Source organism: Candidatus Ulvibacter alkanivorans (assembly GCF_003333325.1).
GTDB lineage: Bacteria > Bacteroidota > Bacteroidia > Flavobacteriales > Flavobacteriaceae > Ulvibacter_A > Ulvibacter_A alkanivorans.
The window spans coordinates 37655-64588 of record NZ_QOLC01000082.1 but is presented as its reverse complement, the minus strand read 5'-3'; the positions used below and the strand labels follow the sequence as shown (position 1 = coordinate 64588).

Below are 26934 nucleotides of genomic sequence, written 5' to 3'. Positions count from 1 at the left end.
ATGCGAAGTGTTATAAGTTACTTTATTAAATACCACGTTGCAGTCAATGTAATGATAATTGCCTTTATCATTTTTGGGATTGTTGGCTTGCTGCGAATGCAGTCTTCTTTTTTTCCGTTGATCGAATCTGAAATAATTACCATCAACATTTCCTATCCCGGAGCCGCTCCCGAAGAAATAGAAGAAGGGATCGTGCTTAAAATTGAAGATAATTTAAAAGGCTTGGTAGGCGTAGACCGGGTCACTTCGGTATCTAGAGAAAATGGAGGAAGTATTACGGTGGAAATCGAATCTGATGAAGATATAGACGTGATGCTTTCCGAAGTAAAGAACGCGGTAGATCGTGTGCCCAACTTCCCCACCGGGATGGAGCCTTTGGTGGTTGCCAAGCAAGAAAATATTCGAGAAACCTTCGATTTTTTTATTAGTGGTGAAGGTGTGGATCTCGCAACACTCAAGCAGATCTCCAGGCAAGTAGAATACGATCTTAGAGCCATGGACGGGCTGTCGCAGATCGAACTTTCCGGATTTCCGGATGAGGAAATTGAAATAGCCGTTAACGAAAATGATCTGCTTGCTTACAACCTTACGTTTACAGAAGTAGCACAGGCCGTCTCCCAAGCCAATATCCTTACTACCGGAGGAAGTATTAAGACCCAAGAAGAAGACTTTCTTATTAGAGCCGATAATCGTTCTTACTACGGAAGTGAGCTGAACAATTTGGTCGTAAAGTCGCAACCCGACGGAAGTCAGGTCACTTTAAGCGATGTCGCCATTATTCGTGATCGTTTTTCCGAAACGCCCAATGCATCTTATATAAACGGTCGGGTGGCTGTAAGTGTCAATATATCGACCACCAACAACGAAGATTTAATTTCTGCAGCCGAGAAAGTGCGCAATTATGTAGAGGAGTTCAACGAAAAGAACGATACGCTAGAAATCATCGTCGAGGACGACCGTAGTATAACCCTTAACCAGCGTACAAATTTGCTCATAGAAAATGGGGCAGTTGGTATTTTATTGGTGCTACTGTTCTTGTCCTTCTTTTTGAACACACGTCTAGCTTTTTGGGTGGCCTTTGGATTACCCATTGCATTTTTAGGGATGTTCATTTTCGCAGGATCGTTCGACGTGACCATTAATGTATTGTCTCTCTTCGGAATGATTATCGTTATTGGTATCTTGGTGGATGACGGTATCGTAATTTCAGAAAATATCTATCAGCATTACGAGCAAGGAAAAAAACCGGTCCAAGCTGCGATCGACGGGACCATCGAGGTGATGCCGCCCATATTATCTGCGATTATTACAACCGTTCTCGCGTTTTCAACTTTTTTGTTTTTAGACAGCCGAATTGGACAGTTCTTTGGAGAGGTAAGTACGGTAGTAATTTTGACTTTGATCGTCTCCTTAGTGGAGGCCTTGATCATTTTACCGGCTCACATCGCGAATTCGAAGGCCTTGGTTCGAGAAACAGAAGCCGAAAAAAGAGAAAAGAAAGGGATCGCAAAGCTGTTTGTTAAGCTTCGTAAATTTAATGAGTATGGCGATCGTTTTATGCGATTTTTACGTGACAATTTCTACGAACCTACAGTACGGTTCACCGTAAAGAATCGGTTTCTCAGTTTTTCGATATTGGCAGCCTTGCTTATTTTAACTATTGGGTCGATCATGGGTGGCGTTGTAAAGGTCACCTTGTTTCCCAGTATTGCCAGTGACCGAGTGAGCATAGACCTTTTAATGCCTGAAGGAACCAATCCTCAAAAGACAGATAGTATAATTGCTATGGTCGAAGCTGCCGCTTGGCGGGTTAATGAGGATTTTACGGCAAGACAGACAGGGAACAAGCAGGTGGTCCAGAATATTGTGAGAAGAGTTGGCCCCGGTAACAACAAAGCGTCCTTACGAGTAAATCTTTTGCCGGGAGAAGAACGTGATTTTGGATCGCCCGAAATTACCAATGCTATACGAGAAGAAACAGGGCAGGTATATGGGGTAGAGCGATTAACTTTTGGTTCTGGAGGAAATTTTGGAGGAAAACCGGTTTCGGTGTCACTCCTCGGAAATAATTTGAACGAACTTGAACAAGCCAAGGACGAATTGAAGGCCGAGATGGAAGAGAATTCGGAATTGAAAGATGTCACCGACACCAATCCTGAAGGAATTAAAGAAATTACCATAGATCTGAACGAGAATGCTTATGCGCTCGGACTCAATCTTAGAGAAGTCATGAGTCAAGTGCGTGCAGGATTTTTTGGATTGCAGGCGCAACGTTTTCAACGCGGACAAGATGAAATTCGAGTTTGGGTGCGTTATGATCTAGTAAATCGCCAATCGATCAACGATCTGGACGATATGCGCATTGTTACACCCGATGGAAATCGTGTGCCTTTTGGAGAGATTGCGAGTTATAGTATTAGAAGAGGGACCGAATCCATTAGTCACCTCGAGGGTCTGCGAGAAATTCGAGTAGAAGCCGATCTGGAAGACCCGAATGCCAGCTCTACCGATGCTATTGCCAATATTGACACCAATATCCTCCCGGAAATTCTATCGAAATACCCTAGTGTTTCTGTTTCGTACGAAGGTCAGAATCGTGAGGCAGAAAAGCTAACAAGTTCAGCACAGAAGGTGTTTCCGGTGATCTTATTTTTAATTTATGCCGTGATCGCATTCACATTTAGAAGTTACAGTCAGCCGCTATTATTAATGTTGATGATACCCTTTAGTATAATTGGAGTTGCCTGGGGGCATTTTTTACATGGTTTCCCAGTGAATATATTATCGTTGCTCGGGATCATAGCCTTGATAGGAATTATGGTGAACGATGGGCTTGTTCTAATTGGAAAATTCAATCGTTATTTAAGAGATGGTATGCCGTTCGATACGGCCTTGATAGAAGCAGGCAAGTCTCGTTTTAGAGCGATATTTTTAACCTCACTTACCACGATTGCCGGAATTGCTCCGCTATTACTTGAGAAAAGCAGACAGGCACAGTTTTTAAAGCCTATGGCCATTTCTATTGCCTATGGTATTTTTATAGCTACCTTTTTAACACTGTTGGTATTGCCGCTCTTGCTTTCATTGACCAATTCGGCAAAGACCAAAGCACACTGGTTGGCAACGGGTAAGACGATTGGTAAAGAAGAAGTTGAACGTGCTATAAAAGAGCGAAATGAAGAAGATAAGTAACATACTATTACTTTGTTTAAGTATAAGCGCTATATACGGACAGGAATTAGATGTCTTGACCAAACGCGAGGCAATTGCAGAGACCTTGGCGGGAAATTTTGGGATCATTATAGCGCGCAACAATGTAGAAATTTCAGAAAATAATAAGAGTCTGTTGAATTCCGGGTATTTGCCTTCTGTTACCGGAAATGCCGGGGCAAATTATAATCTGGAGGACCAAGAAGTTACCTTTCGCGATGGTACTGTCAATGTGGTTGAAGATGCCGAAACGACTCGGTACAATGCAGCAGTTAATCTAAACTATACGCTGTTCGACGGCTTAGGTAGGTTGTACAATTACAAGCGACTTCAGGAAGAATATCAACTTACTGAGCTTCAGGCGAGGGAAACCATTGAGGTAACCCTGCTGCAGTTATTTTCTGTATATTTTGAAGTTGCCCGACTTACCGAAAATGTTTCGGTATTAGAGGAGACCTTTCAGAATACAAAAAATAGACTTACACGAGCAGAGTACAATTTTGAGTATGGCCAGGTAAGTAAGTTGGAGGTTCTTAATGCTGAAGTGGATATAGTGACCGACAGTATAAATTTATTGAATGCAAAACAGCAATTGATCAATGCGAAACGCGATCTGAATGTAGTTACTAACGAAGATCTAGAACGTACTTTTACTGTAGACACGGTAGTTCGCTTTACCAGCACCTTGCAAATTGAAAATTTCTTAGCACAGGTGGATACCACCAACGTTCGATTATTGCAGGCGTCTCAGAACATCAAGATTAGCGAATACAACTATAAGGCCAGTAAAGCCGTATTTCTTCCCAGTGTTGGATTAACAGGAGGTTACGGATGGAACGAAGGTAACTTCCCTACGACCAGTTTTGCTACTTCTAGTACAACCACCGGTTTTAACGCCGGCGTGAGTCTTACATGGGACTTATTTGACGGGGGAGGTGGTATCACTTCGGTAAAGAACGCAAAAATTCAAAACACCAATCAGGAGTTAGTTAAGCAGCAAATCGTTTCCGAAGTAAGGCGAGATATTGCAAATGCGAGGGGGACATACGAGAATAGACTTCAAATATTCAGGTTACAGGAACAGAACGTAGAAACGGCCAGAAATAATTATGAGCGATCGAACGAACGTTATAAATTAGGGCAGATCACCTCTTTGGAACTGCGACAGGCCCAAATAAACCTGTTAAACGCTCAAACTAATAAGAATCTAGCGAAATACGAGGCTAAATTGGCCGAGCTAGAGTTGTTACAATTAACAGGTCAGCTTTTAAATGTTGACATCTAATGGAACCACATTATTTTCAATGCCCGTATTGTTGGGAAACGATATCAATGATGCTCGATCCTTCTGTTTCCGGGCAGCAATATATTGAAGACTGCGAAGTTTGTTGCAACCCCATTAAGATCACTACGCGTTTTGAAGGAGGTGATTTGGTCGATTTTTCCGCAGAAAATATTGAACAATAGCGTATTACAATTTTCACTATCTTTAGTAATCACTAATTAATCAAACTGCGAGATGCTTTCCAGTTTTAGTTTTTCTGAAGATACCGTGGGGTTCCTAATCGAGGGGGTGATGGATGAGGATGCTATGGACAAGCTTCATGAGAGAATCTTAGAAAAGCAATCCCAATTCGATAAGATAAACTTATACTTGGAAGATGCGGACATTGAACGTTTTACGATGCCAGCAATTGTTTCTCAACTGATGTTCAAGTTAGAACATTCTAAAAAATTTCGAAAGGTGGCGTTAGTGACCGACCGTAAATGGATCCATTTGTGTGGTTCTTTAGAAAATATGTTCTTAGGGGCCACTGTAAAGAGTTTTGATACTGAGGATAGAATGGATGCGATGTCTTGGATTGCCCAGCGTGATCGATAGCCACTTATTTTTTATTGTATTTAAAAGAGAGGCTTTAAACTCATATTATGAGTTTGGGTTGTTACAATGATTATTTGTAGAAGTAGTGGAGAATTGCTATTTTTAAGTTTATAATTTGGGTCCGATGTTTACGAGTTTTTCATTTTCTGAAGATACAGTGGGCTTTATGCTTACAGGAACTTTTGATGATAAAATCGTGGAACGCTTGCATCAAGAGATCTTAGAAAAACTACAAACACACGATAAGATTAACTTGTATATAGAGTACAATGGTATCGATGAGTTTACCCTGCCTTCATTACTAAAGGAACTGATCTTTAAATTAAAACATACTGACGATTTCGATAAAGTGGCTTTGGTCGCAGATGAAAAGTGGATTAAATTATGTGCGTCGATGGAGAATTTGTTTTTATCGTCAAATATTAAGAACTTCGATGTCGAGGACCGATTAAAAGCCATTAACTGGATTGCACAGCGGGATCGCTAACTCTTATAGCAAATTTTTTCGCAATCCGGCTTCAACATTAAGCCATAGGTAGTTAAAGAACGAACGGTTCTTTACTCGTGATACTTGGGCAGAGCCCTCTCTAAAATCGTTTTCGGAATCGTCACTATTTTTAGAAATAAAGAGGTTTGCGACAGCCGATAGGAACCAATTTTTATCATTCTTTTCGTCTTTTTCCATGACCGTAACTTTAAACTCGTCGTAGTTGATACGCAGGTCTATCGTAGCTGCTTCATTTCCGCCGCTAATCGTAAAATATGTCTTATTGGTGGCACCTTCCATTTTCACACCTAAGTTGGGTTCGGTAAATTTATTAAGGCGAGATGCTGTTAATGGGCCTACATCCGATTTGAATAAAAAGCGATCTTCTTGATCGTTTACATCAAAGTTCCAATCTACTGTAAAGGGTGTTTGTTCCATAAATTGTGCATCGATATGGATTTCAGTTTTGGTGTTAGCCCCATAGGTATTACTCATATTGGCGATCTGCGCGTCGAGTGCTGAAAAGGTAATAGTTCCACCGGGATTATCTTGTTTCACCTTTTCGGTATAGGCGATAGCTCCATTTTTTATGGCTACGGAATCGATCGTTAAAGCGAAAGGAAGCTCGCGAAGCATTTTACTGTAAAGTGGTTTGATGCTTGGATCGTCTGCCACAAGTTTATTTCTGAAGATATCTAGCTTCGGATTTGAAAGTACTAGTTTATGGCTCTCTGCAAAAAATGTATCATCGGTAAAACCAAAATCGATCTTAGCCAATTGTAAAGAATCGATGCGAAGATCGAAGTGATCGCGCTCTTTTTCTAACAATTGTGCATGCTTATCACGGGAGTATTTTGTAAAGAGTTTGATCTGCTTTAGGTCTAGAGCGCCCTGCTGCAGTTCAAGCTGCTGTATGGTCATATTCTCATACGCGCTCACTTTTAGAAATACCGTATCGGTTTTGACGGTGTAAGCGCCATAAGCGAATGGGATCTTTTCGGTAATGGACTGCGAGTCCATTCTTATACTATCCACATCGATCATTAATCTGTCTGTATACAATGCGGTAGAATCGGAAGTGCCATCATACATAGAAATTGTTGTGTTGTCAACACTAAGGTTTCCTATTAAAAATGCTCTTTTCAACTTAGAGGAGCTGGCGTTTGTACTATCCTTAGTACTGTTGTATTTGTTTTTGTGATGTTCGATAGTTGCGTTACTAAGTTGTATGGCTTCGAAATGAATTAGGTCATTAAAAAGGTAGTCCCAATAATCCAGATCTTCGATGGTAATTTTTTCTGCTGAAAAGTTTGTGTGTATAGTGTCGTTCGTTTGATTTCTTACAGCAACTAAGGCTTGTTTTAGTGTAAGGGTACCATTTAGCATATTTACAGAAAGCTCGTCGTATGAATTTTGTATGTGGGGTGGTAGGTCGTTGGTAAGAAATGCTTCCACCTTGTTCTTTACGATGAGATTGGATATGAGTAGCGCCGCTATACAGAAGATGACGACTCCTAGAATTATAAAAAGTGTGTTGCGTAATGTTGTTGTCATATCTTAAATGTAGTAAAGAAGAGGCGTTAAACGAAAAGTTTATGAATTTCTGTTAAAATTTATGCTGCTATAGCTTGTAAAACGCAAATTCCTTTGTATCTTTGCCGTCCACATCGCGGGATAGAGCAGTAGGTAGCTCGTCGGGCTCATAACCCGAAGGTCACTGGTTCGAGTCCAGTTCCCGCTACAACAAGCCAAGTACTTTCGTATTTGGCTTTTTTTGTAAATGAGATTTTAGAAAGCAAGCTTTTTAAAATTGAAATGTCAAAAAAGTAAATTTTAAATAGAATTTGGGTTGTTGTGCAAGCTTCCCTTTGAGGCCCATTCCGAAACAACGTGAAGGAATGAATCCAGTTCCCGCTACAACAAAAACCTCTTGATAAGTCAAGAGGTTTTTTTGTGCCTTGAATGCTGCTACCGCTACTAGATCTCCCTTTTATAGGAAGTTTTAGACATCCATCAAACCAATCTCTTTGGAATGGGCAATGGCTTTACTACTATCTTCAAAGTAGAGGTAGTCGACGCCCATGGAACCTATGTTTTGCAACACCTCTCGGACCTTCTCTTTTGGTTTTTTCCTTGTTTGCCGTATATAGATGGTTTTGATGTTCTTCGGAAATACCTTGCAAATACGCTCATAAAGAAAGGGGTCCCGTTGGGAGTCGTCACCTAAAAGCACATAGTCCAATTCTGGGTAAAACGAAATGATCTCTTTGATTTTTTCAAATTTATGGTCGTGGCTTCCACTGCCTGTAAACAAGAAATCCCCTAAACCGGCTTTTATTTTTTTTAATTTGAGTACGGCCTTCGGTAAATGGTATTTATTCGCGATCGCTACGATAAAAGAATACAAGTTCCATTCGCTACTGGACACATAGAAAAAAGAATTATAAGAATCTTCGTTCGTTTGACCAGCTTTACTTAGCGCTTGGTAATGTTTTGGCACGTCATCGAAGACCTTGCGGTTATCAATATTTTGGGTCAACAACACATAGAGTTTCTTAAAGAAATTTGCGCTGTGGGATACTAAAAAGGTGTCATCGATATCTGAAATTATACCGTATCTACCTGTATGTGGTTTTAAGATTTCGCCATTCGAAATGATATTGAATTTACCGATGTCACATTGTATGGTGCAAGCATGCCAACCGCTCTCCAAATTTTTGTTGAACGGTATCTTAAAATTAAAATAACCATCGTCTAGTGTTTTTGTGGATACTGTTTGATCTTGGAAGTGAAGGATCACAGTCTCGTTTGGCATTGGTTTTATGGTAAACATTTTAAGTATGGATAAACCGTGCTTTATCGCCCGCTTTTCGATACTGTATTGGCTGGGTGCCCAAGACTTAAAAACGTGTCCAGAAATAGTCAATTCCTTATCGTTCATGTATCCTCGATAGATACTGATATCTATTTTCATATTGGTTAGTCCTAAATTTTGGATAAATTTATAGTACTAAATATATCGAATTCTAATGAGATCAAATCTGCTCTTTGTGATAAACCCAGCTGCCGGATCGATAGATGCTGTCGAAGTGGAGGCAAAGGCCAGGAAATTTTCTGAAAGGTTTGAATTTGATTTAGAATTTTATTTTACAACAGGAACCGAAGATGCTAAATTAATTAAAGAAAAACTAGCGTCTAAAACGTTTCACCGTGTGATCGTGGCCGGTGGTGACGGGACCATTAATATGGTGGCGTCCCAATTACTTACTGAAAATATTATTTTGGGAATCTTGGCATGTGGATCTGCTAACGGATTATTGACTTCTTTGGATTACCCTAAAACGTTGGACGAACAATTTGAAGTGGCATTTTCGAACCACACCCAATCCATCGATGCCCTTTGTGTAAACGATACTGTTTGCTTGCACATCGCCGATATCGGAATTAACGCGGAACTCATTTACAATTATGAAAAATCGAATTCTCGTGGGATGTTCGGTTATGCAAAACATAGTTTGCCTACGCTATTAAAATCAGATTATCCATATAAATTTAAGATACATCTCGAAGATAAGGTCATTAAGAGTACCGGCGTGCTATTGGCCTTTGCAAATACGAAGAAGTACGGTACTGGCGCAAATATAAATCCGATAGGCAAAATTGACGATGGCCTTTTCGAGCTGATCCTTTACAAAAAACTAAGTGTTTGGGAAATTCTAAAAACATTCTTCAACAAAACATCCAATAAGGAACCGCACATAAGTATGTATCAGGCGCAGTCGGTTAAGGTAACAAGTGAAAACCCTATCGCACTTCAGGTCGATGGTGAGTTTATTGGTGAATTTGACACTTTTTCGGCTGAAATAATTCCAAAGTGCTTACAATTAGCACTTCCGAAGCGCTAAAAACGACCTTCGATAAGAAAGCTATTTAAGTTGCTTTCCACTCTCTTCTCTCGTTGAAAGCAGCATTGTTCTTGGTGTAAAACAAGGAAGTGATTCTTTTTTTAGCGAGCTTGCTTCCGCACGGAAAATGCTTGGGTCTCTTCTAAATATACTATCTTCAACCTCAATTAGCTTTCAATATGGCGAACGGTAGATCTTGGTTAAAGGCATTACTAGAAATTATTAAAGTACTCTTCGAAAGTTCGAGGGATCGATCAACGCCTAGAACATGGCATCAACACGTGGTCCCTTATAAGAATGGTTGGGCCGTGCGACGTGAAGGTAATAAACGCATCACTTCAAAACACAGAAAGCAAAGTACAGCGATACGAAAGGCCAAGCGTATTGCCCGTAAACGACAGGCTGATGTCATTATTCATAGACAGGATGGTACGATACGCGATCGGGTGAGTTTTGATTAAAATAAACTGTCTTAAGGTTATTTAGCTTTTAACTAGGTTAAGGCTTCAGCTTCGTTGTTTAGATCGAAGGCCTTGATCGTTATTCCCGGAAGTGGTGTCATTTTAGCTCTTTATTAGCTTATTAGATTAAAAGTCTTTCCTTCTGCTTTTTCGATACATTACTAATAAGGGTAGTAATACCCATATAGAAAGTGTCGAAAGTGCTAAAACAAGTCCTGCACCTGTTCCGAAGAACTTCTGAAAAACCGCACCGGTATACCCTAAAAGTGCAGAGATGTCCAATTTAAGTAATATTAAAATACGCGATAGATCAATGGGATTAAAAAGCGTGGCTCCTATAGAAAAGCTGTCTAATGGGTAGGATTCTAACATGATAAGCGACATAAGAAATAATCCGTCATAGATCACTGCCATGAATAACCACAGAAGTATAGCGTAGCTAAAGCCTTTGATTTTATTCTCGTTGAACAATGCGATATTAAATGCTAAACCAGTAAAAATAAGTGTTAGGAACACGCCGGTAACTAAAAGTAAGACAAACTCCCAAATCGCATCCGATCTAAACAATCCGTATAGTACAAACGGAAGTCCTAGTCCTATGATTAGACTAAGGGACAACGAACAAGCGACTCCAAAATACTGTCCTAAGAAGATAGAGGATCTTTTTATGGGTTGGGCCAAAAGCAATTCTGTAAATTCTTTCGAGTCATAGTAATACATTACCCCGAAAATTGTCCCGATAAGGGGTACGAGTATCGTGATGACATTCATAAGGGTTATTACAGCCTTTGAGAGGTCGTTATTTAAAAAGAGCAGTAAAAAACCCAATGCTAAATAAAACAATAAATACACATAGCTCCAACGGCTACGCATTAGGTCGTAAAAACTATATTTTAATATTTTAAGCATGTTCTTCGGTTAATAAGTTAGCAATGGCATGTTCAAAACTGCTGGTAGATGTTGTTTGTTTTAAAGTAGGTATATCACCACGAAAATATACCTTGCCTTCTAGTAAAAAGACGATTTCGTCTGCCATTTCTTCTACAAAACTCATGATATGTGAGGTGATCAAGATCGTTTTTCCTTTTTTCTTCTCCTCCAACATTAAATTTTTTAAGTGAAGTAGTGCAATGGGATCCAAGCCTGTCGTAGGTTCGTCTAGAATGATAAGCGGACTGTCGAACATAAGGGTTAATACCAAATTCACTTTTTGTTTGGTGCCTCCGGAAAGCGTACTCAATTTTTTATCTAAAAACGGTTGTATTCCGAAGAGTGCTATTAGCTTTTCGTCTTGACCAGTTTGATTTCTTAGGTCTTTGATCATTTTTATAAGTTCATTTACGCTAAGATTGGAAGGAAAATTTGCGATCTGTGGTAAGTAGTCAAGGTCTTTCCTATAATTCCAGTTGTTGCGTACGCTAGTTCCATTAATCTGTATGGTACCCGCATTGGGGATTACCATTCCCAAGATTGATTTGATAAGCGTCGTCTTTCCTGAACCGTTCGGACCTAATACTGCAATAATGCCTTTTTCTGAAATGCTGAGGTCGATGCCTTCAAGAACTCGGTTCTTTCCAAATTTCTTATGTAAGTTTTGAATTTGTATCATTGGTATTTTTTCATATTAGGAAGCGGATCCACTAAGTTGTCAGGAGTGAACACTGGCGAAACCTTTTCAGAAAAGTCGATAAGATCGATAAAGAGACTTCGCATTAAAATTATTGTTTCGGGAGTTCTATTTACGATGTATGAGAATAATTTAACCGGGCGATAGGGAACATCGCCAATACCGTCCTTATCCAGGTCGTACCCCGTATAGCTACTCCAAAAATTATTTGAAAACGTATTGTCATTAAGTCGACTGTTGTATGAGATGTCGAATGAATTATAGAGAAAATTATTTTTTTTGAATTCATTGTTATAACATGCTCCAAGTACTTTTATAGCATACCCATTTCGAATAAAGTTATTATTGGTATAACTAATTCTATTAGAGCCTTCAATATGAATGCCCACGGTATTTTCTTCAAATGTATTACCTCTTATTTCGGCGTCGTTGATCTCTTTCAGTAATAACCCAAATGAGGCGGTGCCCCAGTTTTTCTGAAAGTGATTATCGTACATTTTAATTCGTTTCGAGAACATAACAGCCACACCGGCTCCATTGTTTTCAAACGTGTTTTGGGTATATACATCATCGTTAGAGAACATAAAATGAAGTCCATATCGTAGATTATTGGTGCTTATGTTTTCCTTTATGGTAATGTTGTCTGAGAATTCTAAATAGATCCCATCCCGTACTTGTTGCACTATATTATGCGATACCACCACATTATTCGAATACCATAGCTGAATACCGTTTCCCGAATTGTATTCATCTTTGGCATCACCAATTATCTTGTTATGATAAATAGTTCCGTTGTTTGATTTTTCTAAATATATTCCGAAGAACAATTTCTCAAGGACCACATTTTGAATTACGAAATCTTCGCTGCGTACCACTCGTATGGCTGCATGATCGCTTGTGTAACTGGTCCCTACGTTTATAATAAAGAGGCCGTCGATGGTAACACCGTTTGAAACGATTCGAATAATCTCTCCTTGATCTTCTCCGTCAATAATTGGAAAATTTTCTCCCTTGATGGTAAGTGGTTTGTCTATTACTATGTTAAATTCTTTATACGTGCCTTCTCTCACCAAAATAGTATCTCCCGCATTTGCCAAGTTAATAGCTTCTTTAAGCGAACTCACTTTACAACTGTTACAGACCTCCAAGGGTTGTGAATGAAGTTGGGCTGCAGAAAGTAGCAGAAAAGAAATCGTTAGTATTTTGAATAATTTATTCATTGAATTTATTATATGCTAAATCTCGCACCAAAATTGATCGTAAACGATGAATCCATGGATATACCATTGAAGTTCTGATACATAGGTAATCCGGCCTCAGCACCTATGGAGAGCTTGTTTTGGGCTACCATGGTGTTTATTCCGATATACGATCTAAGGACCTCTCCTCCATAATTATCGGTTACCGCTGTAGGCACCATCATCGGGTTAAGGTCACGATCGGAACCTGAAATTTCTCCTTCCGAAGTACCTTGAAGCCGCAAGGATGCGCTTAGTTGAGGTATAATTGAATAAGCACCCCAAAGGTTCAATTTGTACAGATTTCCGAAGCGATACTCCTCACTATTTCTTCCAGTTCGTATCGTATTAAGTTGTTGTATGCCCCATGAAATATTATTTTTACTACCCTTAATGGTCGCTCCTAGTGTAAAATCGAATGTGCCGGCACCTAATTGCATGGCGTAGGGCAATTTGCTATTTTCCATCATGGGAGTATCATCCGTGTTGTCGATCTCACCTATGGGTAGATTGATGCCGGCATTTAGGTGAGCCGAGTTACCTATAGAAGACCAAATACTGTATAATGCGTGGACTGATACATCCCCAATTCCTGATGACTTTGTTTCAAAGTTTTGCTTCATGGGCATTCCATTTGGCATCATCATTTGTGCCGTAAGGTTCATTTCCTTACGAGCGAAATGTTGCATGACCATTAACGTTACTTTATCAGACGGCGCATACATGACTCCCAGCATATACATTTGCATGGTCATGTCTTGAGGGGCTACCATGAAATTTTGATAAATTTCCTCATCATTAATGGTTTCGTTTCCAATTTTGTTTCCTTTCATATGCATATGCATGACTCGTAAGGATAACATAAAACCTCCCTTGGGATGCAAATGGTCTCCCATAATACCAATTGGGGCATGCACATCTGCTCTATGATGGTTGTGATGTGAATGTTCTACCGCCCCAAAACTGGAATCGTTAAATTTATTGAGCAACGCATTCCAGTTCATTACAAATCCGGAAGGTACTTGTAAGGCGTCTTCCTTGTTTGAATACGCCGATAAGTACGCGCCCATCGGGCTAGGAAGCTCTTCACTTTTAACATAATAAGCCTTTGTTGCATCCACTAAAACTGTTGAGTTGTAATCGGTTACTTTTTGGGTATGAATAGTTGGTGTTTTTTTCTGAAAGTTTATAAGACATTCTATGGCATCGAATTCTAAAAGCTCGTTGTTATGATCTAGCGCGGTGGATTTAAACTTAGTGTCGTTGATCGCCATAGTGCAGTGTGCGCAATTTGAATTCTCTTGAGCCAAAACAAATGTGCAAAACAAATAGAGACAGCTTGTAATAATGTGATTTTTCGATTTCATTGGGTTACCTTTTCTTGAGTTCAAGTTGAAGTTGTTCCCAGTTGTATATTTCTCCGCCCTTTTTAAGCTGAAGTTGTTCTGCCTCTGCTTTATTTTTAAAAGCAGTTAGGTTTGCGCCCATTGGACTAGGAAGGCCTTTAGAAATTAAGTAAGTCGCCTCTGTAGAAGGTATAAGTTCTGTGGGGCTTTCATAGTAATTTGTATAACAATTCAATTGTTCCAACCTGGAGTTGTCTTGAAGATAATTGAGCAAGCATTCGGTAGCATCAAATGTGTAAATCTTTCCTTTTTGGGTAACAATCTCAGCACCGTGTATTTTGTCGACAATCGTCATTTTGCAGTAATGACAGCCGTCGTTTCCGTATTCAATGGTTTTTGGATCTGTACTACACGATTGCAGTAATAGCGTTAATAGAATAAGTAGTCCTAGCTTTAGTGGTCTCATTTTTTAGATTGTTTTATAGCACGGTTTCCAATTAGATAAGCAATAAAGGTTAAGAACATGCCCGAGCCCATTAAGTACCCGCCTAATCTGGGATACGAATAAGCATCAAAGTTTAGCAGTTTCTTGTGCCCTAATAATGGTGGTTTATAGCTCATAGGTGTACCATCGGGATTCTGAAGTTTCATTATGGCATTAGGATCCAAGTTTGTACCGTAATCTACCATCCATGCGTTAAAATCATACATGCCCAAGATACCTAAGACCACCATTACAGCTAACCAACCTAAGAACCATTTGGGGCCAATTTTTTTGCCAAAGCCTAATATTCCTATTAGTACTCCTATTGCTGCCATGGTGCCGATTACGACTGGGAAAACCGAGAATTCCCACATTTCGTTAGGTTTTGGTAAGGTCTTCATACCGATATAATGGTTGAGACCGTCTATGTTCTGAATATCAAATTCGTTTTGCCCTTCGATACCGTTTATATAAATATCTAGCCCTAAGGGTTCAGGATATTGCGGTGCGCCAAGTTGAATATTCCAAAGTGGAAAAACAAAAAGTCCCATGAGCAATACGGCTCCTATTATCATTACTATGCTTGCCTTTTTCATAAATTCTTTCTTCTAAATGCGGTCAATAAGTATTGGCAATTCGATTGTGTGCACTAATTGAAGGTAATGTGTATATAATAAGGGTGGATACCGTCGATGGAGTACCCACCCTTACTTGTTGCCTGCTATTCTTATTCACCTAAGGAATAGCTTAATTCGATAGATGAATTTGCAGGAGATACACGTACATATCCTTGCATTTCTTGGTGCAAAGCAGAACAGAAATCGGTACAATAGAACGGCCAAACGCCTACTTTTTTAGGTTCCCACACCGAAGTTTTTGTTTGTCCGGGCATGATCAATAATTCTGAAGTATTCTGTCCAATCATGGCAAAACCGTGTGGCACATCAAAATCTTGCTCGTGGTTTGTAATATGGAAATACACCTTATCTCCAACTTTGATCCCTTCAATATTATCGGGCGTGAAGTGACTACGGATCGTAGACATATATACGTGCACTTCATTGCCTTCACGTTCAACTCTTGCTTCTCCGGGATTATTTATAGCATACGGATGCTTGTTTTCATCCAGTCTATAGATCTTTTTTGTGTTTGGAGCCAACAATTCGGCAGGGCAGCCGGCTGCATAGTGTGGCTCACCGTGGGTTGGAAAATCGTATAATAATTCCATTTTTTCACCTGAGATATCATAGATCTGGGCCGAGTGTTCCATTTCCGGACCTACTGGTAAATAACGGTCTTTTGTGATCTTGTTCAAGGCTACCACATATTTACCAAACGGTTTTCTTGAATTTCCACCAGGGATCATTAGGTGTCCAACAGAGTAGTACGAAGGTTTACGGTCTATTACCTCCCATGATCCTAACTTCCATTTTACCACTTCCGAAGAGATAAAAAAGGTTGTATACGCATTGCCTTTTCCATCAAACTCGGTGTGTAATGGGCCTAACCCGCCACTTTTTACAGTACCTGCTAATACATCTTCAAATTTCAAGATTGGAATACCGTATGCTTCTCCGTCAAATTTCTCGCCTTCAATAGCAGCTAACATCTTATCAAATGAATGCACGGTTAAATCTGCCGAGAGTTTCCCATTTCCAATAATATATTCACCGCTAGGGTCTACGTCACATCCGTGAGGCGATTTAGGTGTAGGTAAAAAGTAGACAGATCCAGGTACCTTAAGTGGATCGACCATTAGCACTTCATTCTTCATTGTTGTTGTCGCAGTATGAGTGCTCTCATCGTACACGTTATGTGCATAGTCTGCAGGTACTTTAGTACCACCACCGTTGTTTACATATTCTTCGATTTTTTTCCAGTTTACAGCTGCAATAAAATCCTTGTCGTTTTGTGAAGCATTTACTTCCTGCAGTGTATGGGCTTCTTCGGTATTATACGTGGTGAAGAAGAACCAACCATGCGACTTCCCTCTTCCCGGGTGCGAGAGATCGTAGTTAAATCCGGGCAACATTAATTGGAATTTAATATCCATATGCCCATGTTCGGGATCAACACTTATAAATGAGAGGGATCCTTTAAAGTTTCCTTTATAATCACTTATGGGTATATCGCGCTGTGGGATAGGTACCGAAAATCGAGTACCGGCAACCACATATTCAGTATTTTCGGTAATAAAAGATGAACTGTGATTTCCAGCACTGTTAGGTACTTCAATTATTTCTTCGGTCTCAAAAGTACTAAGACTGATTCTGGCAATTCGTGGGGTATTATTACCGTTTATAAATATCCATCTTCCATCCAGTTCACCATTGGTTTGTGAAATATCAGGGTGATGTGAATCATCCCATGGCACAAAACCGTGCGATGTGTTTAGCATTGGTTTGGTTTCTTCGGAATATCCATAACCCGAAGTTGGGAACTGTGAGAATACCGGGATTTCTTTGAACATTCTACCCGATGGTAATCCGTATACAGTAAGATTTCCGCTGTAGCCACCAGACATAAAGGCGTAATACTCGTCCTGCTCACCAGGAGCAACATACACTTTTTCTGCTGCACTTGAATTGAGTGCGCCAGAATTTTTACTTCCATTATTCCCACAACTTGCTAATAGCAATAGTATGCTAATTAGTGAGATTATATTATTGATAGGTGTTTTCATATTTATTAGTTTAGATTGAATTTATTCATTGGTTATTCTGAAGAAGGAAGGATCACTTTATCTACTACATGAACGATCCCATTACCGGCTTTTATAGAGGCAATTATTTTCGCACCCCCTACAAATACATCATCTCCTTTTACCTCGACCGTTGTATTGGTGTCATCTGCCTGACCCAATTTTTTGAAATTTTTCAAAAAGTCCTTGTCATAATTTCCTGCAGTTACATGATGCTTTAAGATCCTAGCTAATTTTTGTTTGTTCTCTGGTTTTAAGAGATCTTCAACTGTTCCTGCCGGCAATGCTTCAAATGCTGCGTTCGTGGGCGCAAATACCATTAATGGACCTGCATTAACGAGTGCATTTTCAAGATCTGCCGCTTTTACAGCCGCCACCAGTGTGGTGTGATCTGGTGAATTCATCGCTATTTGAAGAACATTGGGAGTAGATACATCTCCTTCAATAAAGGCTTGTCCTTGTTCTTTTGCGACATCGTTCGAAGCTTCTTCTGTTGTATTTGAAGTATCTGTTGCTTCATTTTTACAGCCAACGATCGCTACTATGAGCGCAAATAAGATTATTACGAATTTTGAATGGTGTGGTCTCATAATTTTATAGTTATAAGGTTCTGAAATATTCTAAGATGTCCCGAGCTTGTGCTTCGGTCATGTTTTGATTGGCCATAGCTGCACCATTAAACTCTACTAACAGGTCTTTAGCGCATCTATCCTCGGCGACCATCAATTCAGGGTCAAGTATCATATTCATGATCCATTCCGGGCTTCTACGTTTCAATATTCCTTTAGGTGAAGGTCCAATAAATCGCTTATCTATTTTATGGCAAGCGGTACAGTTTGTCTTAAAGATCTGGGCGCCACGTTCGACCATTGCTTGATCAATGGTTTCGTCCAGCTTTACTTCTTTTATTTTACCTACACCTTTATTGTCAAGTGTAATTCTTTGAGAGGCTGGAACTTCGTCTGTAGCGGGTTCTTCCACTTTCTTTTCAACTTTTGGCTTTTGTCCAATTTTGATCTTTTCTTCTTTCTTTTCTTCTTTCCCTCCACAGCTTATGAGGATACCAACTGTGAGAAGGAATGCGATTTTGATGATTGTTCTCATTATTTCAGGGTGTTTAAATTGTTATTTTCAGCTGACATTAGTTTAGTAATGATCAAAAGGACCATCCTTCTGACGCTACAAAGCTATGGGAGGGAATCAAAGCAAAAGATGACTTTTGTCATATTTCGGACAATTTTATCTCTTTTACTTTGTACTGTATTTTTGAACCTAATCGAATGTTCTCAAAGGCCTGTGAATATGGAATTCGTGCTTTACTTTATGTCGCTGTGAAATCGCATGGAGGAGAACGTGTTATTATTTCAGATATCGCGAAAGAAATCGATAGTCCGGTATCTTTTACAGCGAAGATCTTACAACAGCTCGTTAAAGCAGCTGTGGTAACTTCGGTAAAAGGACCACATGGAGGGTTTGAAATAACAGACGAAAAAATGAAGACCACAACCCTCGCTCATATCGTTGAAATTATCGATGGCCCTGCGATTTTTCGTTCCTGCGGATTAGGATTAGGGGTCTGTGATGAAGGAACACCTTGTCCGCTTCATTTTAAATATCATAATGTGAGAAGTGAACTAAAAAAAATGCTTGAAACTTCAACGTTAGAAAAGTTGATACAAGGTGTTGAACGTGGTTCAACACATTTAAAACTATAATGAGAAATTAATTATCCTTAAACCTATACACTATGGAACTATTACAAAAAAAGGAAATTGGGCAATTTGTTGCCGAAGACTTTAGAACGGCAGCCGTCTTTACCGAATATGGAATCGACTTTTGTTGCCGAGGAAATAGACCTTTAATTGAGGTCTGTAAAAAGAAAAATATAGCGGTCGACGAGATAGTACTCAAATTAAATGGTTTGACCCAACAGGGAGATGGTACTACCCATGCTTTTAATACTTGGCCTTTAGATCTGCTTGCCAGCTATATCGAAAAAACACATCATACCTATGTAGCGAGTAAGCTCCCTATAATACTCCAATATTTATCGAAATTGTGTAAGGTGCATGGCAACCGGCATCCGGAGCTGTTCAAAATTTACAATTTATTTGAGGAAGTTTCCGAAGAACTAACTCTACATATGAAAAAAGAAGAGTTGGTTTTGTTTCCTCGTATTAAGGAGATGGCACAGCAATCAAATTTAGAACATCCATTAGAAGCTGCTCATTTTGGCACCGTTCAGAATCCAATTTCAATGATGGAGCACGAACACGACAAGGCGGGTCAAATTTTCAGAACAATAAAAAAATTGACGAATACGTATACACCACCTCAAGATGCATGCAACACTTACCAAGTGACCTTTGCTATGCTTGAGGAATTTGAAAAGGATCTACATCTGCATATCCATCTTGAAAATAATATTTTGTTTCCCAAAGCACTTGAACTGGAACAACAACTTAGTGGTGAACCAAACGTGAATGCTTAGTATGTATTGATTAGTGATTATATACTAACACCACGGGTTGAAAGGCCGTTCCTGCAAGAGGAGCGGCCTTGATGTTTTTAGTAAGTAGCTCTTGTTTTATAAGCGACCGGTTAAAGATCCTCAGTAGGAGCAATTTTTTGTGGGAGATCAGGGTCAAGTTCTGGTAAGGTGTTAAAATTCTCTACAGAAAACCCATGACGAAGCAGACTGGCATAAAGCCCCATAAGGGCATTATGCGACAAACACTCTACGGTCAATGTCTCGTGTGAAATGTCGATACGAGGATGGGAGATTCCCGGCGAACTTGCTGCAAGCGTGGCAAGATCTATAGCACAGACCTCACTTGTCAAGTTGCTTAGTTTTAGAACAGCCGTCATATACTCGTTATTTAAGGTCAAAAGTAAGGTGGGTTTGGCTAGCTAAGCATGACAAAAGTCAGTTGCGAGATTTTTTCGTGCTACTGACTTAAATCATGTTTTAAACGGATACAGCGTCCTACTTTTGTGCTATACTTAAACCGATATATTTATGAAAACAATAGTAGTTCCAACCGATTTTTCATTGCATTCTGAAAATGCTTTACGCACAGCGGCGTGTATCGCCAAAAAGAACAATGCCGCTATTCTTGTGATCCATATGGCAGGAATTACCGACGGATTGTTAACCAAAGCACAAGCAAATTCAGCATTAGAATCTGTGTATTATGTAAAACTCGCAGAAAAACAATTCGCCGAATTTTTAGACAAGCCGTACCTAAGTGACGTATCGGTGAGTCAAGCGGTCAAGAAATACCGCAACTTTAGCGAGATTAATGACGTTGCAAAAGAGCATAATGCAAGCTTAATTGTGATGAGTTCACACGGCAGTAGTGGATTAGAAGAGGTGTTGATAGGGTCTAATACCGAAAAGGTTGTACGTTCTTCGGAAGTGCCTGTGTTGGTGATCAAACAATTTATATCGAATTTTAATATGGACTCCGGCGTATTCGCTTCCAATTTTTCCGAAGAAAACATCGAAGCCTATAAAAATGCCAAAGACTTTTTTAATCGCTTTGAGGCAAGAATGAATCTTGTTTACGTAAATACACCCGGTAGAAACTTTAAGAGTAGTCAAGAGATCGATGCCATACTTTTCCATTTTTTTGAAGGCGCAGGATATTCAAATCCAACCGAGCGTGTACGAGATGTTACGGTTATTAGCGACTACAGCGTGGAAGAAGGTATTTTCTCGTATAGCCAATTAATAGATGCCGATATTATTGCAATACCAACACACGGACGAAAAGGACTTGCCCATTTGTTAAAAGGCAGTATTTCTGAAGATATCGCCAATCATTCCATTCTCCCTGTGGTCACCTTTAAAATTTAGTGAATAGCAACAAAACCTTTACGTGAATTCTGTTTTATTCTGAAAACGGGTAGCATGATACTAGCATACATCGTCAACGTTTATCGGTATCGATCAACACAAAGACTATGACCGAACACAACCCAATGCAACATTTTCACCGTTGGTTTTTCGAAGCCGACCGGAGTTTTGATGAGAGAGAACCCAATGCGATGTGGCTTGCCACCATAGGTGAAGATGGCTATCCAAGAAACCGCATGGTACTGCTTAAAAAATACACTTGGGAGGGTTTTATTTTTTACACCAATTACAACAGTGAGAAAGCCAAGGCTATTGCGGCAAATTCGGCGGTAGGGATGTTGTTTAATTGGGTGAACTCCCACCGAAGGGTTCAAATTTCCGCAACGGCCTTGAGATTAGATGAATCGGTATCGGATGCTTATTTTGCTTTACGACCAAGAGCGAGTCAAATAGGAGCATGGGCTTCGAGGCAAAGCAGTGAAGTTATTTCCAGAAAAGCTTTAGAGCTTCAATTTGAAAACACTGTGAAAAAATTTGATGCAACAGAGGAAATTCCGCGACCCAAATTTTGGGGTGGATATCTTGTACGACCTTCTTCTCTTGTTTTTACTGAAAAATTTGAAACCTATACAAAGACATACAAATACCATCTAATAAACGAATACGATTGGGATTTACAAATTAATTATAACACGAATACATTTTAATCCAACTATGAGATATACAGATATTAAAGAGGCAGTGCAAAACATACAATCTGGAGACCGCATTTTTTTTCAAGGTGCTGCAATGACACCCGTACTTTTAATAAATGCCCTTTGCGAACGTTATAAAGAATTGGAGCAGGTAGAAATATGTCAAGCCCATACCGAAGGAAATGCTCGTTATACACAAGCGCCTTATAACAAATCGTTTAAAGTGAACAGTTTCTTTGTGGGTAGTAATATTCGCAGTTCGGTTAATGGATCGAATGGAGATTATATGCCCATTTTTTTAAGCGAGATCCATCATCTTTTTCGTCAAGACATACTTCCATTGGATGCGGCTTTTATTCAGGTGTCCGAGCCTGATGCCCATGGGTACTGTTCTTTAGGGACTTCGGTGGACATCACCCTACCGGCTGTAGAAAAAGCTAAGCGCATCATTGCGCAAGTGAACCCCAATATACCGAGGACTCATGGCGATGGCATTATTCACAGTTCTAAGATCGATATAGCGGTACATTGCGATGTAAAAATGAAGGTGACCGAAACCAATCCACTTTCAGAAACAGAAAAACAAATAGGAAAGAACGTCGCAAATTTGATAGATAACGGAGCTACACTGCAAATGGGAATTGGTAATATTCCGAATGCGGTATTAGCCAATCTTAGGGACCATAAGGGATTAGGAATTCATACCGAGATGTTCTCGGACGGTATACTACCGTTGGTCCAAAAAGGTGTTATTACCGGCGAGCATAAAATTGTAAAACATGGAAAGATTGTAACCTGTTTCGCTATTGGGAGTCAAGAATTATACGATTTTGTAGATGATAATCCAATTGTTCATTTTAAAGAGGCTGCTTATACCAACGATACTGCTATTATTCGAAGAAATCCCAAAGTGACTGCTATTAATAGTGCTATTGAGATAGACCTAACAGGACAAGTTTGTGCAGATACTATTGGCGGTCGACAATACAGCGGGGTAGGAGGTCAGATGGATTTTATACGTGGCGCTTCTTTATCTAAGGGAGGGAAGCCTATTTTTGCCATGACTTCCACTACAGCAAAAGGGATTTCCAAGATTACTCCATTCTTGAATCAAGGTGCCGGAGTAACAACGACCAGAGCACATGTACACTATGTTGTGACCGAATATGGTGTTGCCAACCTCTTTGGGAAAAATTTAAAACAACGTGCGAAAGCGCTTATAGACATTGCGCATCCCGACTTTAGAGAGCAACTCTCTGAAGATGCATTTAAACGATTTGGAGGCTTACAATTCTAAGCTGAAGTGAGGAGTTTTTAAAACTTTGTGTTTGGTGAAAGTAGCTAAAGACCCTCAACGATATTGTAGAGTGCTTTTTTGTCGATCAATTTAATACGTTTACCACTGGTGTGAACAATTTCCTCTTTTTTTAATTTGGTCAATGTTCGAATTAATAATTCGGTGGCTGTGCCAACTACATCGGCGATGTCGGCTCGACTTAGCTGTAAGTATAAGAAGCCGTCTTCGTCTTGACCAAAATGCTCGTCTAAGTACAGTAACACTTCTGCTAATCGTTGCTTTACGCTCTTTTGCGCCATATTTACGATAACATCGTCGGCAAATTTTAGATCCTGTGCCATGTGCTTAAGCACGGCATTGGTAAATGTTGCGTTATTTTGCAGGCTTTCTTCTATATGAGTTTTTGGTATAAAACAAACCTCCATATCTTCAAGTGCAGTTGCACTTAGATTCGTGGCTTCCGAAGCAATTACAGAACGCTGCCCTAATACTTCTCCCTTGGTAGCGATTTTAACTATCTGGTCTCTACCGTTATCACTCATCTTAGATAGTTTACTTATCCCATTTCGCACACAAAACACGCCGTTAAGACGCTCTCCTTCTCGAAAGATAGCTTCTCCTTTTTTGATGACCTTTGTTTCTTTACTATCCGACATCTGCTTAAGCTCCTCTTTCTTCAACGCTTTGAAGCTGTTCATTTGTCGAATAATGCAATTTTCACATCGACTATTTTCGTGTTTGCTCATACCGAAGGCAAAGGTAATTAATATTTATAAGACAAATTTTTTTACTATTGATTTTTGATATTTCCTATTGGATGATCTTCATAAAAATCTTCGAAGGTCTTGGTCGTGGTATAATCATCCTTCAGAATTTGAATAACAGTAACCACTAATACCAACTGCCCAATACAAATGGTGTAGAAAACCCAGTTAAAGCCCAGGTCCATCCACACAAAAATAACAACCGTTATTAGCAGAAAGGTTGTTATGTACAATAGTGATACCCCAGAAAGTTTCATGAGCTGTTTTGCTTTTAAATTAAGCATTTATAGCGATAATTTGTATTAAGAGAATCACAAATAATCAATAGACTAACAAAAGTCATTTTTTACCCTAATGTCGCCAACTACTTTTGCTTCAGGTATAATGAGCAAATTTAGATAGGTATGTCCACATGTTTCCATTGTGGTGATCCATGTACTGCAATAGTGGTGGAACATCAACAAAAATCGTTTTGTTGTTACGGTTGTAAGACTGTTTTCGATATTCTAAACGACAATGACCTGTCTTACTATTACGAAATGGAACGCACGCCGGGCATCTCGCCTGTTTCGAACGAAGGAAAATTCGATTTTCTTGAAAATGAACAGATTGTAGCTAGTCTTATAGAGTTCGATGCACAGGGAGTCCAAGTGGTTTCCTTACTAATACCAACAATTCACTGTAGCTCTTGCATTTGGGTATTAGAAAATATCAATAAGCTAAATCCGGCTGTTAAATCAGCACAAGTAAACTTTCCGAAGAAAACAGTACGCATCACTTATGCGAATCAAGAAATTTGTTTACGTGAACTGGTAGAATTGTTAGCCCGAATAGGCTACGAACCGTATATTTCTTTAGATGATGCTAATAAGCAAACCGCTGAAACAGACCGAAGTTTATTGTATAAGTTAGGCGTTGCCGGTTTTGCATTTGGAAACATTATGTTCTTGTCGTTTCCGGAATATTTTGAAGTAAACGAATTTTGGTTGGATCGTTTTAAACATTTGTTTCGCTGGCTAATGTTCGCTTTTGCGGTACCTGTTGTGTGCTACTCTGCACAAGATTATTTTATTTCGGCCTATAAAGGAATTCGCTCTAAGATGCTTAATATCGACGTGCCAATTGCCATTGGAGTGGCTGTGTTATTTCTAAGATCTGCTGTTGAAATCATCATGGACTTGGGCACCGGTTTTCTCGATAGTTTAGCAGGTCTGGTCTTCTTTTTATTGTTAGGAAAGTTCTTTCAGCAGAAAACCTACGCTTTCTTATCGTTCGAACGTGATTATAAGTCGTATTTTCCAATTGCAGTTACAAGAATAGTAAGAAATGAATTTGGCGACAACAAAGAAGAACAAACTCAGGTTCAAGAAATAAATAAAGGGGATCATATCCTTATTCGGAACGGTGAATTGTTGCCTGTCGATGGGATTCTAGTGTCAGGTTCGGCACTTATAGATTATAGTTTTGTTACGGGGGAGGCCGAGCCTATTGTCAAGCAATCTGGAGAAAAACTCTATGCAGGTGGACGGCAACAGGCCGGTCTAATAGAAGTCGAGGTCTTAAAACCTGTCGCACAAAGTTACCTCACCCAACTATGGTCTAATGAGGTGTTTAGCAAAAACAAACAAACATCGTTTGAAAACCTAACCGATGGTATTAGCAAACGATTTACTGTATCATTATTGCTCATCGCTTTAGTAGCCACTGTTTATTGGCTATTTGTGGATGCTTCAATGGCACTTACCGTATTTACTGCAGTTCTTATAGTAGCCTGTCCGTGTGCTATTGCCTTGGCAGCACCGTTTACTTTGGGCAACCTGCTGCGCATATTTGGTAAACACAAACTGTATATAAAGGATTCTTCGGTAATCGAGCAAATGGCTCACATAGATACGGTTGTATTCGATAAAACTGGCACACTCACTACAAATACCAAAAATGTGATCACTTATGAGGGAATCGCGCTAACGAATGCTGAAAAATTATTGCTAACCAGTACACTGCGTGCTTCCAATCATCCATTAAGTAGATCATTGTATGCATTATTGGACAAGAACAACATTGAAACGTTAGATGATTTTTCTGAAGCTGTTGGATATGGGATGACAGGAACCCTAAAGAATAGGCAAATTAAAATTGGCTCGTTGGATTTTGTGACTTCTGAGGCTAAGAGTATTGTTTCTTCGGAAAAAACCGCGGTTCATATTAGTACCGATAAAGGCTATCGCGGTTGTTATTTGTTTTATACCGAGTATCGCTCCGGTGTTGAAGCGGTATTCAATAATCTTCGATCTACAGCCGAAATAGTGATCCTATCGGGTGATAACGATGGTGAACGAGCACACTTAACTAATATAGCACCATCGGGTACGAAGCTGTATTTCAATCAATCCCCTTCCGATAAGCTGAGGTATATCGAGCAGTTACAAGCTAGTGGTAAAAAGGTGTTAATGGTTGGCGATGGACTTAACGATGCGGGCGCATTGGCGCAAAGTAATGTTGGGATTTCAGTCTCCGAAAATGTCAATGTATTTTCACCGGCTTGCGATGGAATTCTTGACGCCAGTCGCTTTAGGTCGATCCCTACCTTTCTAAGCCTCGCTCGAAAGGGCACCAAGACCATTAAATACGCCTTTCTGTTTTCATTGTTTTACAACTTGATTGGATTGGGGTTTGCAGTCACGGGAAACCTTGCCCCTGTGGTAGCAGCTATTTTAATGCCATTAAGCTCAATAAGTATAGTGGTGTTCACCACCGTAATAACACACATAATTGGAAAAAAATTAACACTAAATCAGACTTAGATATGATGATGCAAGAAACTGGACGATTGTCAATTGAAGCCCACAAGCTTAAAGAAATATCTATGCAGCATACTTGCTGCGAATGCTCTTTAATGCGCAACTATTTTAGAAATAAGTATGAACAACTAACCCAAAGAACGCACCGATTGGAGCAATTAGTTAGAACAAATTCTA

Annotated in this window: 27 protein-coding genes and 1 tRNA gene; 14 read left to right on the top strand and 14 right to left on the bottom strand. The window is 39.6% G+C overall.

Features of this window, described 5'->3' with window-relative positions:
* From DWA30_RS08130 to DWA30_RS08110, 5 genes are all read left to right on the top strand, one after another.
* Positions 1 to 3192 (top strand): efflux RND transporter permease subunit, encoded by a 3192-nt coding sequence (locus DWA30_RS08130; RefSeq protein WP_114492042.1) that lies wholly within the window; start codon positions 1 to 3, stop codon positions 3190 to 3192.
* Positions 3176 to 4495 carry a TolC family protein gene (locus tag DWA30_RS08125; RefSeq protein WP_114492041.1) on the top strand — a complete coding sequence of 440 codons (1320 nt, stop codon included), beginning with the start codon at positions 3176 to 3178 and terminating at the stop codon, positions 4493 to 4495. Before DWA30_RS08130 ends, DWA30_RS08125 begins: the two co-directional genes overlap by 17 nt.
* Entirely contained in the window at positions 4495 to 4677 is a 183-nt protein-coding gene (locus DWA30_RS08120; protein ID WP_114492040.1) for a CPXCG motif-containing cysteine-rich protein, read from the top strand. The genes DWA30_RS08125 and DWA30_RS08120 overlap by 1 nt, the downstream gene beginning before the upstream one ends.
* Positions 4678 to 4729: 52 nt before the next feature.
* Positions 4730 to 5092, top strand: a complete 363-nt coding sequence (locus tag DWA30_RS08115; RefSeq protein WP_114492039.1) for a SpoIIAA family protein — start codon at positions 4730 to 4732, stop codon at positions 5090 to 5092.
* A 124-nt stretch (positions 5093 to 5216) separates the two neighbouring features.
* Positions 5217 to 5579 carry a SpoIIAA family protein gene (locus DWA30_RS08110; protein WP_114492038.1) on the top strand — a complete coding sequence of 121 codons (363 nt, stop codon included), beginning with the start codon at positions 5217 to 5219 and terminating at the stop codon, positions 5577 to 5579.
* A gap of 3 nt (positions 5580 to 5582) precedes the next feature.
* Here DWA30_RS08110 and DWA30_RS08105 read toward each other — a convergent pair whose 3' ends face one another.
* The gene (locus tag DWA30_RS08105) at positions 5583 to 7133 is read right to left on the bottom strand and encodes an AsmA family protein (protein WP_114492037.1); all 1551 of its coding nucleotides are present in this window, start codon (positions 7131 to 7133) and stop codon (positions 5583 to 5585) included.
* Between the two features lie 114 nt (positions 7134 to 7247).
* Here DWA30_RS08105 and DWA30_RS08100 point away from each other — a divergent pair.
* A tRNA-Met gene (locus DWA30_RS08100) sits at positions 7248 to 7320 on the top strand.
* Positions 7321 to 7581: 261 nt separating this feature from the next.
* On the opposite strand, the gene DWA30_RS08095 is transcribed toward DWA30_RS08100, so the two are convergent.
* Positions 7582 to 8553: an App1 family protein phosphatidate phosphatase gene (locus DWA30_RS08095; RefSeq protein WP_114492036.1), complete on the bottom strand. Its 972-nt coding sequence runs from the start codon at positions 8551 to 8553 to the stop codon at positions 7582 to 7584.
* Between the two features lie 55 nt (positions 8554 to 8608).
* Here DWA30_RS08095 and DWA30_RS08090 point away from each other — a divergent pair, with 55 nt between their 5' ends.
* Complete coding sequence (locus DWA30_RS08090; RefSeq protein ID WP_114492035.1) at positions 8609 to 9484, top strand: diacylglycerol/lipid kinase family protein; 876 nt, start codon at positions 8609 to 8611, stop codon at positions 9482 to 9484.
* Between the two features lie 179 nt (positions 9485 to 9663).
* Positions 9664 to 9945 (top strand): DUF2188 domain-containing protein, encoded by a 282-nt coding sequence (locus tag DWA30_RS08085; protein WP_114492034.1) that lies wholly within the window; start codon positions 9664 to 9666, stop codon positions 9943 to 9945.
* Between the two features lie 126 nt (positions 9946 to 10071).
* On the opposite strand, the gene DWA30_RS08080 is transcribed toward DWA30_RS08085, so the two are convergent.
* From DWA30_RS08080 to DWA30_RS08040, 9 genes are all read right to left on the bottom strand, one after another.
* The gene (locus DWA30_RS08080) at positions 10072 to 10854 is read right to left on the bottom strand and encodes an ABC transporter permease (protein WP_114492033.1); all 783 of its coding nucleotides are present in this window, start codon (positions 10852 to 10854) and stop codon (positions 10072 to 10074) included.
* On the bottom strand, positions 10847 to 11554 hold the full coding sequence (locus DWA30_RS08075) for an ABC transporter ATP-binding protein (protein ID WP_114492032.1): 708 nt from the start codon (positions 11552 to 11554) through the stop codon (positions 10847 to 10849). Before DWA30_RS08075 ends, DWA30_RS08080 begins: the two co-directional genes overlap by 8 nt.
* Positions 11551 to 12792 (bottom strand): nitrous oxide reductase family maturation protein NosD, encoded by a 1242-nt coding sequence (locus DWA30_RS08070; protein ID WP_114492031.1) that lies wholly within the window; start codon positions 12790 to 12792, stop codon positions 11551 to 11553. The genes DWA30_RS08075 and DWA30_RS08070 overlap by 4 nt, the downstream gene beginning before the upstream one ends.
* Positions 12793 to 12800: 8 nt before the next feature.
* The gene (locus tag DWA30_RS08065; RefSeq protein ID WP_114492030.1) at positions 12801 to 14177 is read right to left on the bottom strand and encodes a nitrous oxide reductase accessory protein NosL; all 1377 of its coding nucleotides are present in this window, start codon (positions 14175 to 14177) and stop codon (positions 12801 to 12803) included.
* Positions 14178 to 14181: 4 nt separating this feature from the next.
* On the bottom strand, positions 14182 to 14622 hold the full coding sequence (locus DWA30_RS08060; protein WP_114492029.1) for a nitrous oxide reductase accessory protein NosL: 441 nt from the start codon (positions 14620 to 14622) through the stop codon (positions 14182 to 14184).
* Positions 14619 to 15236 (bottom strand): hypothetical protein, encoded by a 618-nt coding sequence (locus tag DWA30_RS08055; protein WP_114492028.1) that lies wholly within the window; start codon positions 15234 to 15236, stop codon positions 14619 to 14621. Before DWA30_RS08055 ends, DWA30_RS08060 begins: the two co-directional genes overlap by 4 nt.
* Positions 15237 to 15367: 131 nt before the next feature.
* Positions 15368 to 17323, bottom strand: coding sequence for a Sec-dependent nitrous-oxide reductase (nosZ, locus tag DWA30_RS08050; protein WP_114492027.1), 1956 nt, complete (start codon positions 17321 to 17323; stop codon positions 15368 to 15370).
* 32 nt (positions 17324 to 17355) lie between these two features.
* Positions 17356 to 17931: a fasciclin domain-containing protein gene (locus DWA30_RS08045; RefSeq protein ID WP_114492026.1), complete on the bottom strand. Its 576-nt coding sequence runs from the start codon at positions 17929 to 17931 to the stop codon at positions 17356 to 17358.
* A gap of 10 nt (positions 17932 to 17941) precedes the next feature.
* Positions 17942 to 18445, bottom strand: coding sequence for a c-type cytochrome (locus DWA30_RS08040; protein WP_114492025.1), 504 nt, complete (start codon positions 18443 to 18445; stop codon positions 17942 to 17944).
* A 176-nt stretch (positions 18446 to 18621) separates the two neighbouring features.
* On the opposite strand from DWA30_RS08040, the gene DWA30_RS08035 reads away from it, so the two are divergent.
* Positions 18622 to 19056, top strand: a complete 435-nt coding sequence (locus DWA30_RS08035) for an RrF2 family transcriptional regulator (RefSeq protein WP_114492024.1) — start codon at positions 18622 to 18624, stop codon at positions 19054 to 19056.
* 32 nt (positions 19057 to 19088) lie between these two features.
* Positions 19089 to 19832, top strand: a complete 744-nt coding sequence (gene ric / locus DWA30_RS08030; RefSeq protein ID WP_114492023.1) for an iron-sulfur cluster repair di-iron protein — start codon at positions 19089 to 19091, stop codon at positions 19830 to 19832.
* A gap of 110 nt (positions 19833 to 19942) precedes the next feature.
* On the opposite strand, the gene DWA30_RS08025 is transcribed toward ric, so the two are convergent.
* Positions 19943 to 20209, bottom strand: coding sequence for a Rossmann-fold NAD(P)-binding domain-containing protein (locus DWA30_RS08025; RefSeq protein ID WP_114492022.1), 267 nt, complete (start codon positions 20207 to 20209; stop codon positions 19943 to 19945).
* Positions 20210 to 20360: 151 nt separating this feature from the next.
* On the opposite strand from DWA30_RS08025, the gene DWA30_RS08020 reads away from it, so the two are divergent.
* From DWA30_RS08020 to DWA30_RS08010, 3 genes are all read left to right on the top strand, one after another.
* Complete coding sequence (locus tag DWA30_RS08020; RefSeq protein WP_114492021.1) at positions 20361 to 21200, top strand: universal stress protein; 840 nt, start codon at positions 20361 to 20363, stop codon at positions 21198 to 21200.
* A gap of 107 nt (positions 21201 to 21307) precedes the next feature.
* Positions 21308 to 21907 carry a pyridoxamine 5'-phosphate oxidase gene (gene pdxH, locus DWA30_RS08015; RefSeq protein ID WP_114492020.1) on the top strand — a complete coding sequence of 200 codons (600 nt, stop codon included), beginning with the start codon at positions 21308 to 21310 and terminating at the stop codon, positions 21905 to 21907.
* Positions 21908 to 21914: 7 nt separating this feature from the next.
* Positions 21915 to 23192, top strand: a complete 1278-nt coding sequence (locus tag DWA30_RS08010) for an acetyl-CoA hydrolase/transferase family protein (RefSeq protein WP_114492019.1) — start codon at positions 21915 to 21917, stop codon at positions 23190 to 23192.
* Between the two features lie 44 nt (positions 23193 to 23236).
* On the opposite strand, the gene DWA30_RS08005 is transcribed toward DWA30_RS08010, so the two are convergent.
* Positions 23237 to 23938, bottom strand: a complete 702-nt coding sequence (locus tag DWA30_RS08005; RefSeq protein ID WP_114492018.1) for a Crp/Fnr family transcriptional regulator — start codon at positions 23936 to 23938, stop codon at positions 23237 to 23239.
* Between the two features lie 44 nt (positions 23939 to 23982).
* Positions 23983 to 24240, bottom strand: coding sequence for a hypothetical protein (locus DWA30_RS08000; RefSeq protein WP_245933883.1), 258 nt, complete (start codon positions 24238 to 24240; stop codon positions 23983 to 23985).
* Positions 24241 to 24360: 120 nt separating this feature from the next.
* Between DWA30_RS08000 and DWA30_RS07995 the strand changes: the two genes are divergently transcribed.
* The gene (locus DWA30_RS07995; RefSeq protein WP_114492017.1) at positions 24361 to 26760 is read left to right on the top strand and encodes a heavy metal translocating P-type ATPase; all 2400 of its coding nucleotides are present in this window, start codon (positions 24361 to 24363) and stop codon (positions 26758 to 26760) included.
* The last annotated feature ends 174 nt before the right edge of the window (positions 26761 to 26934 follow it).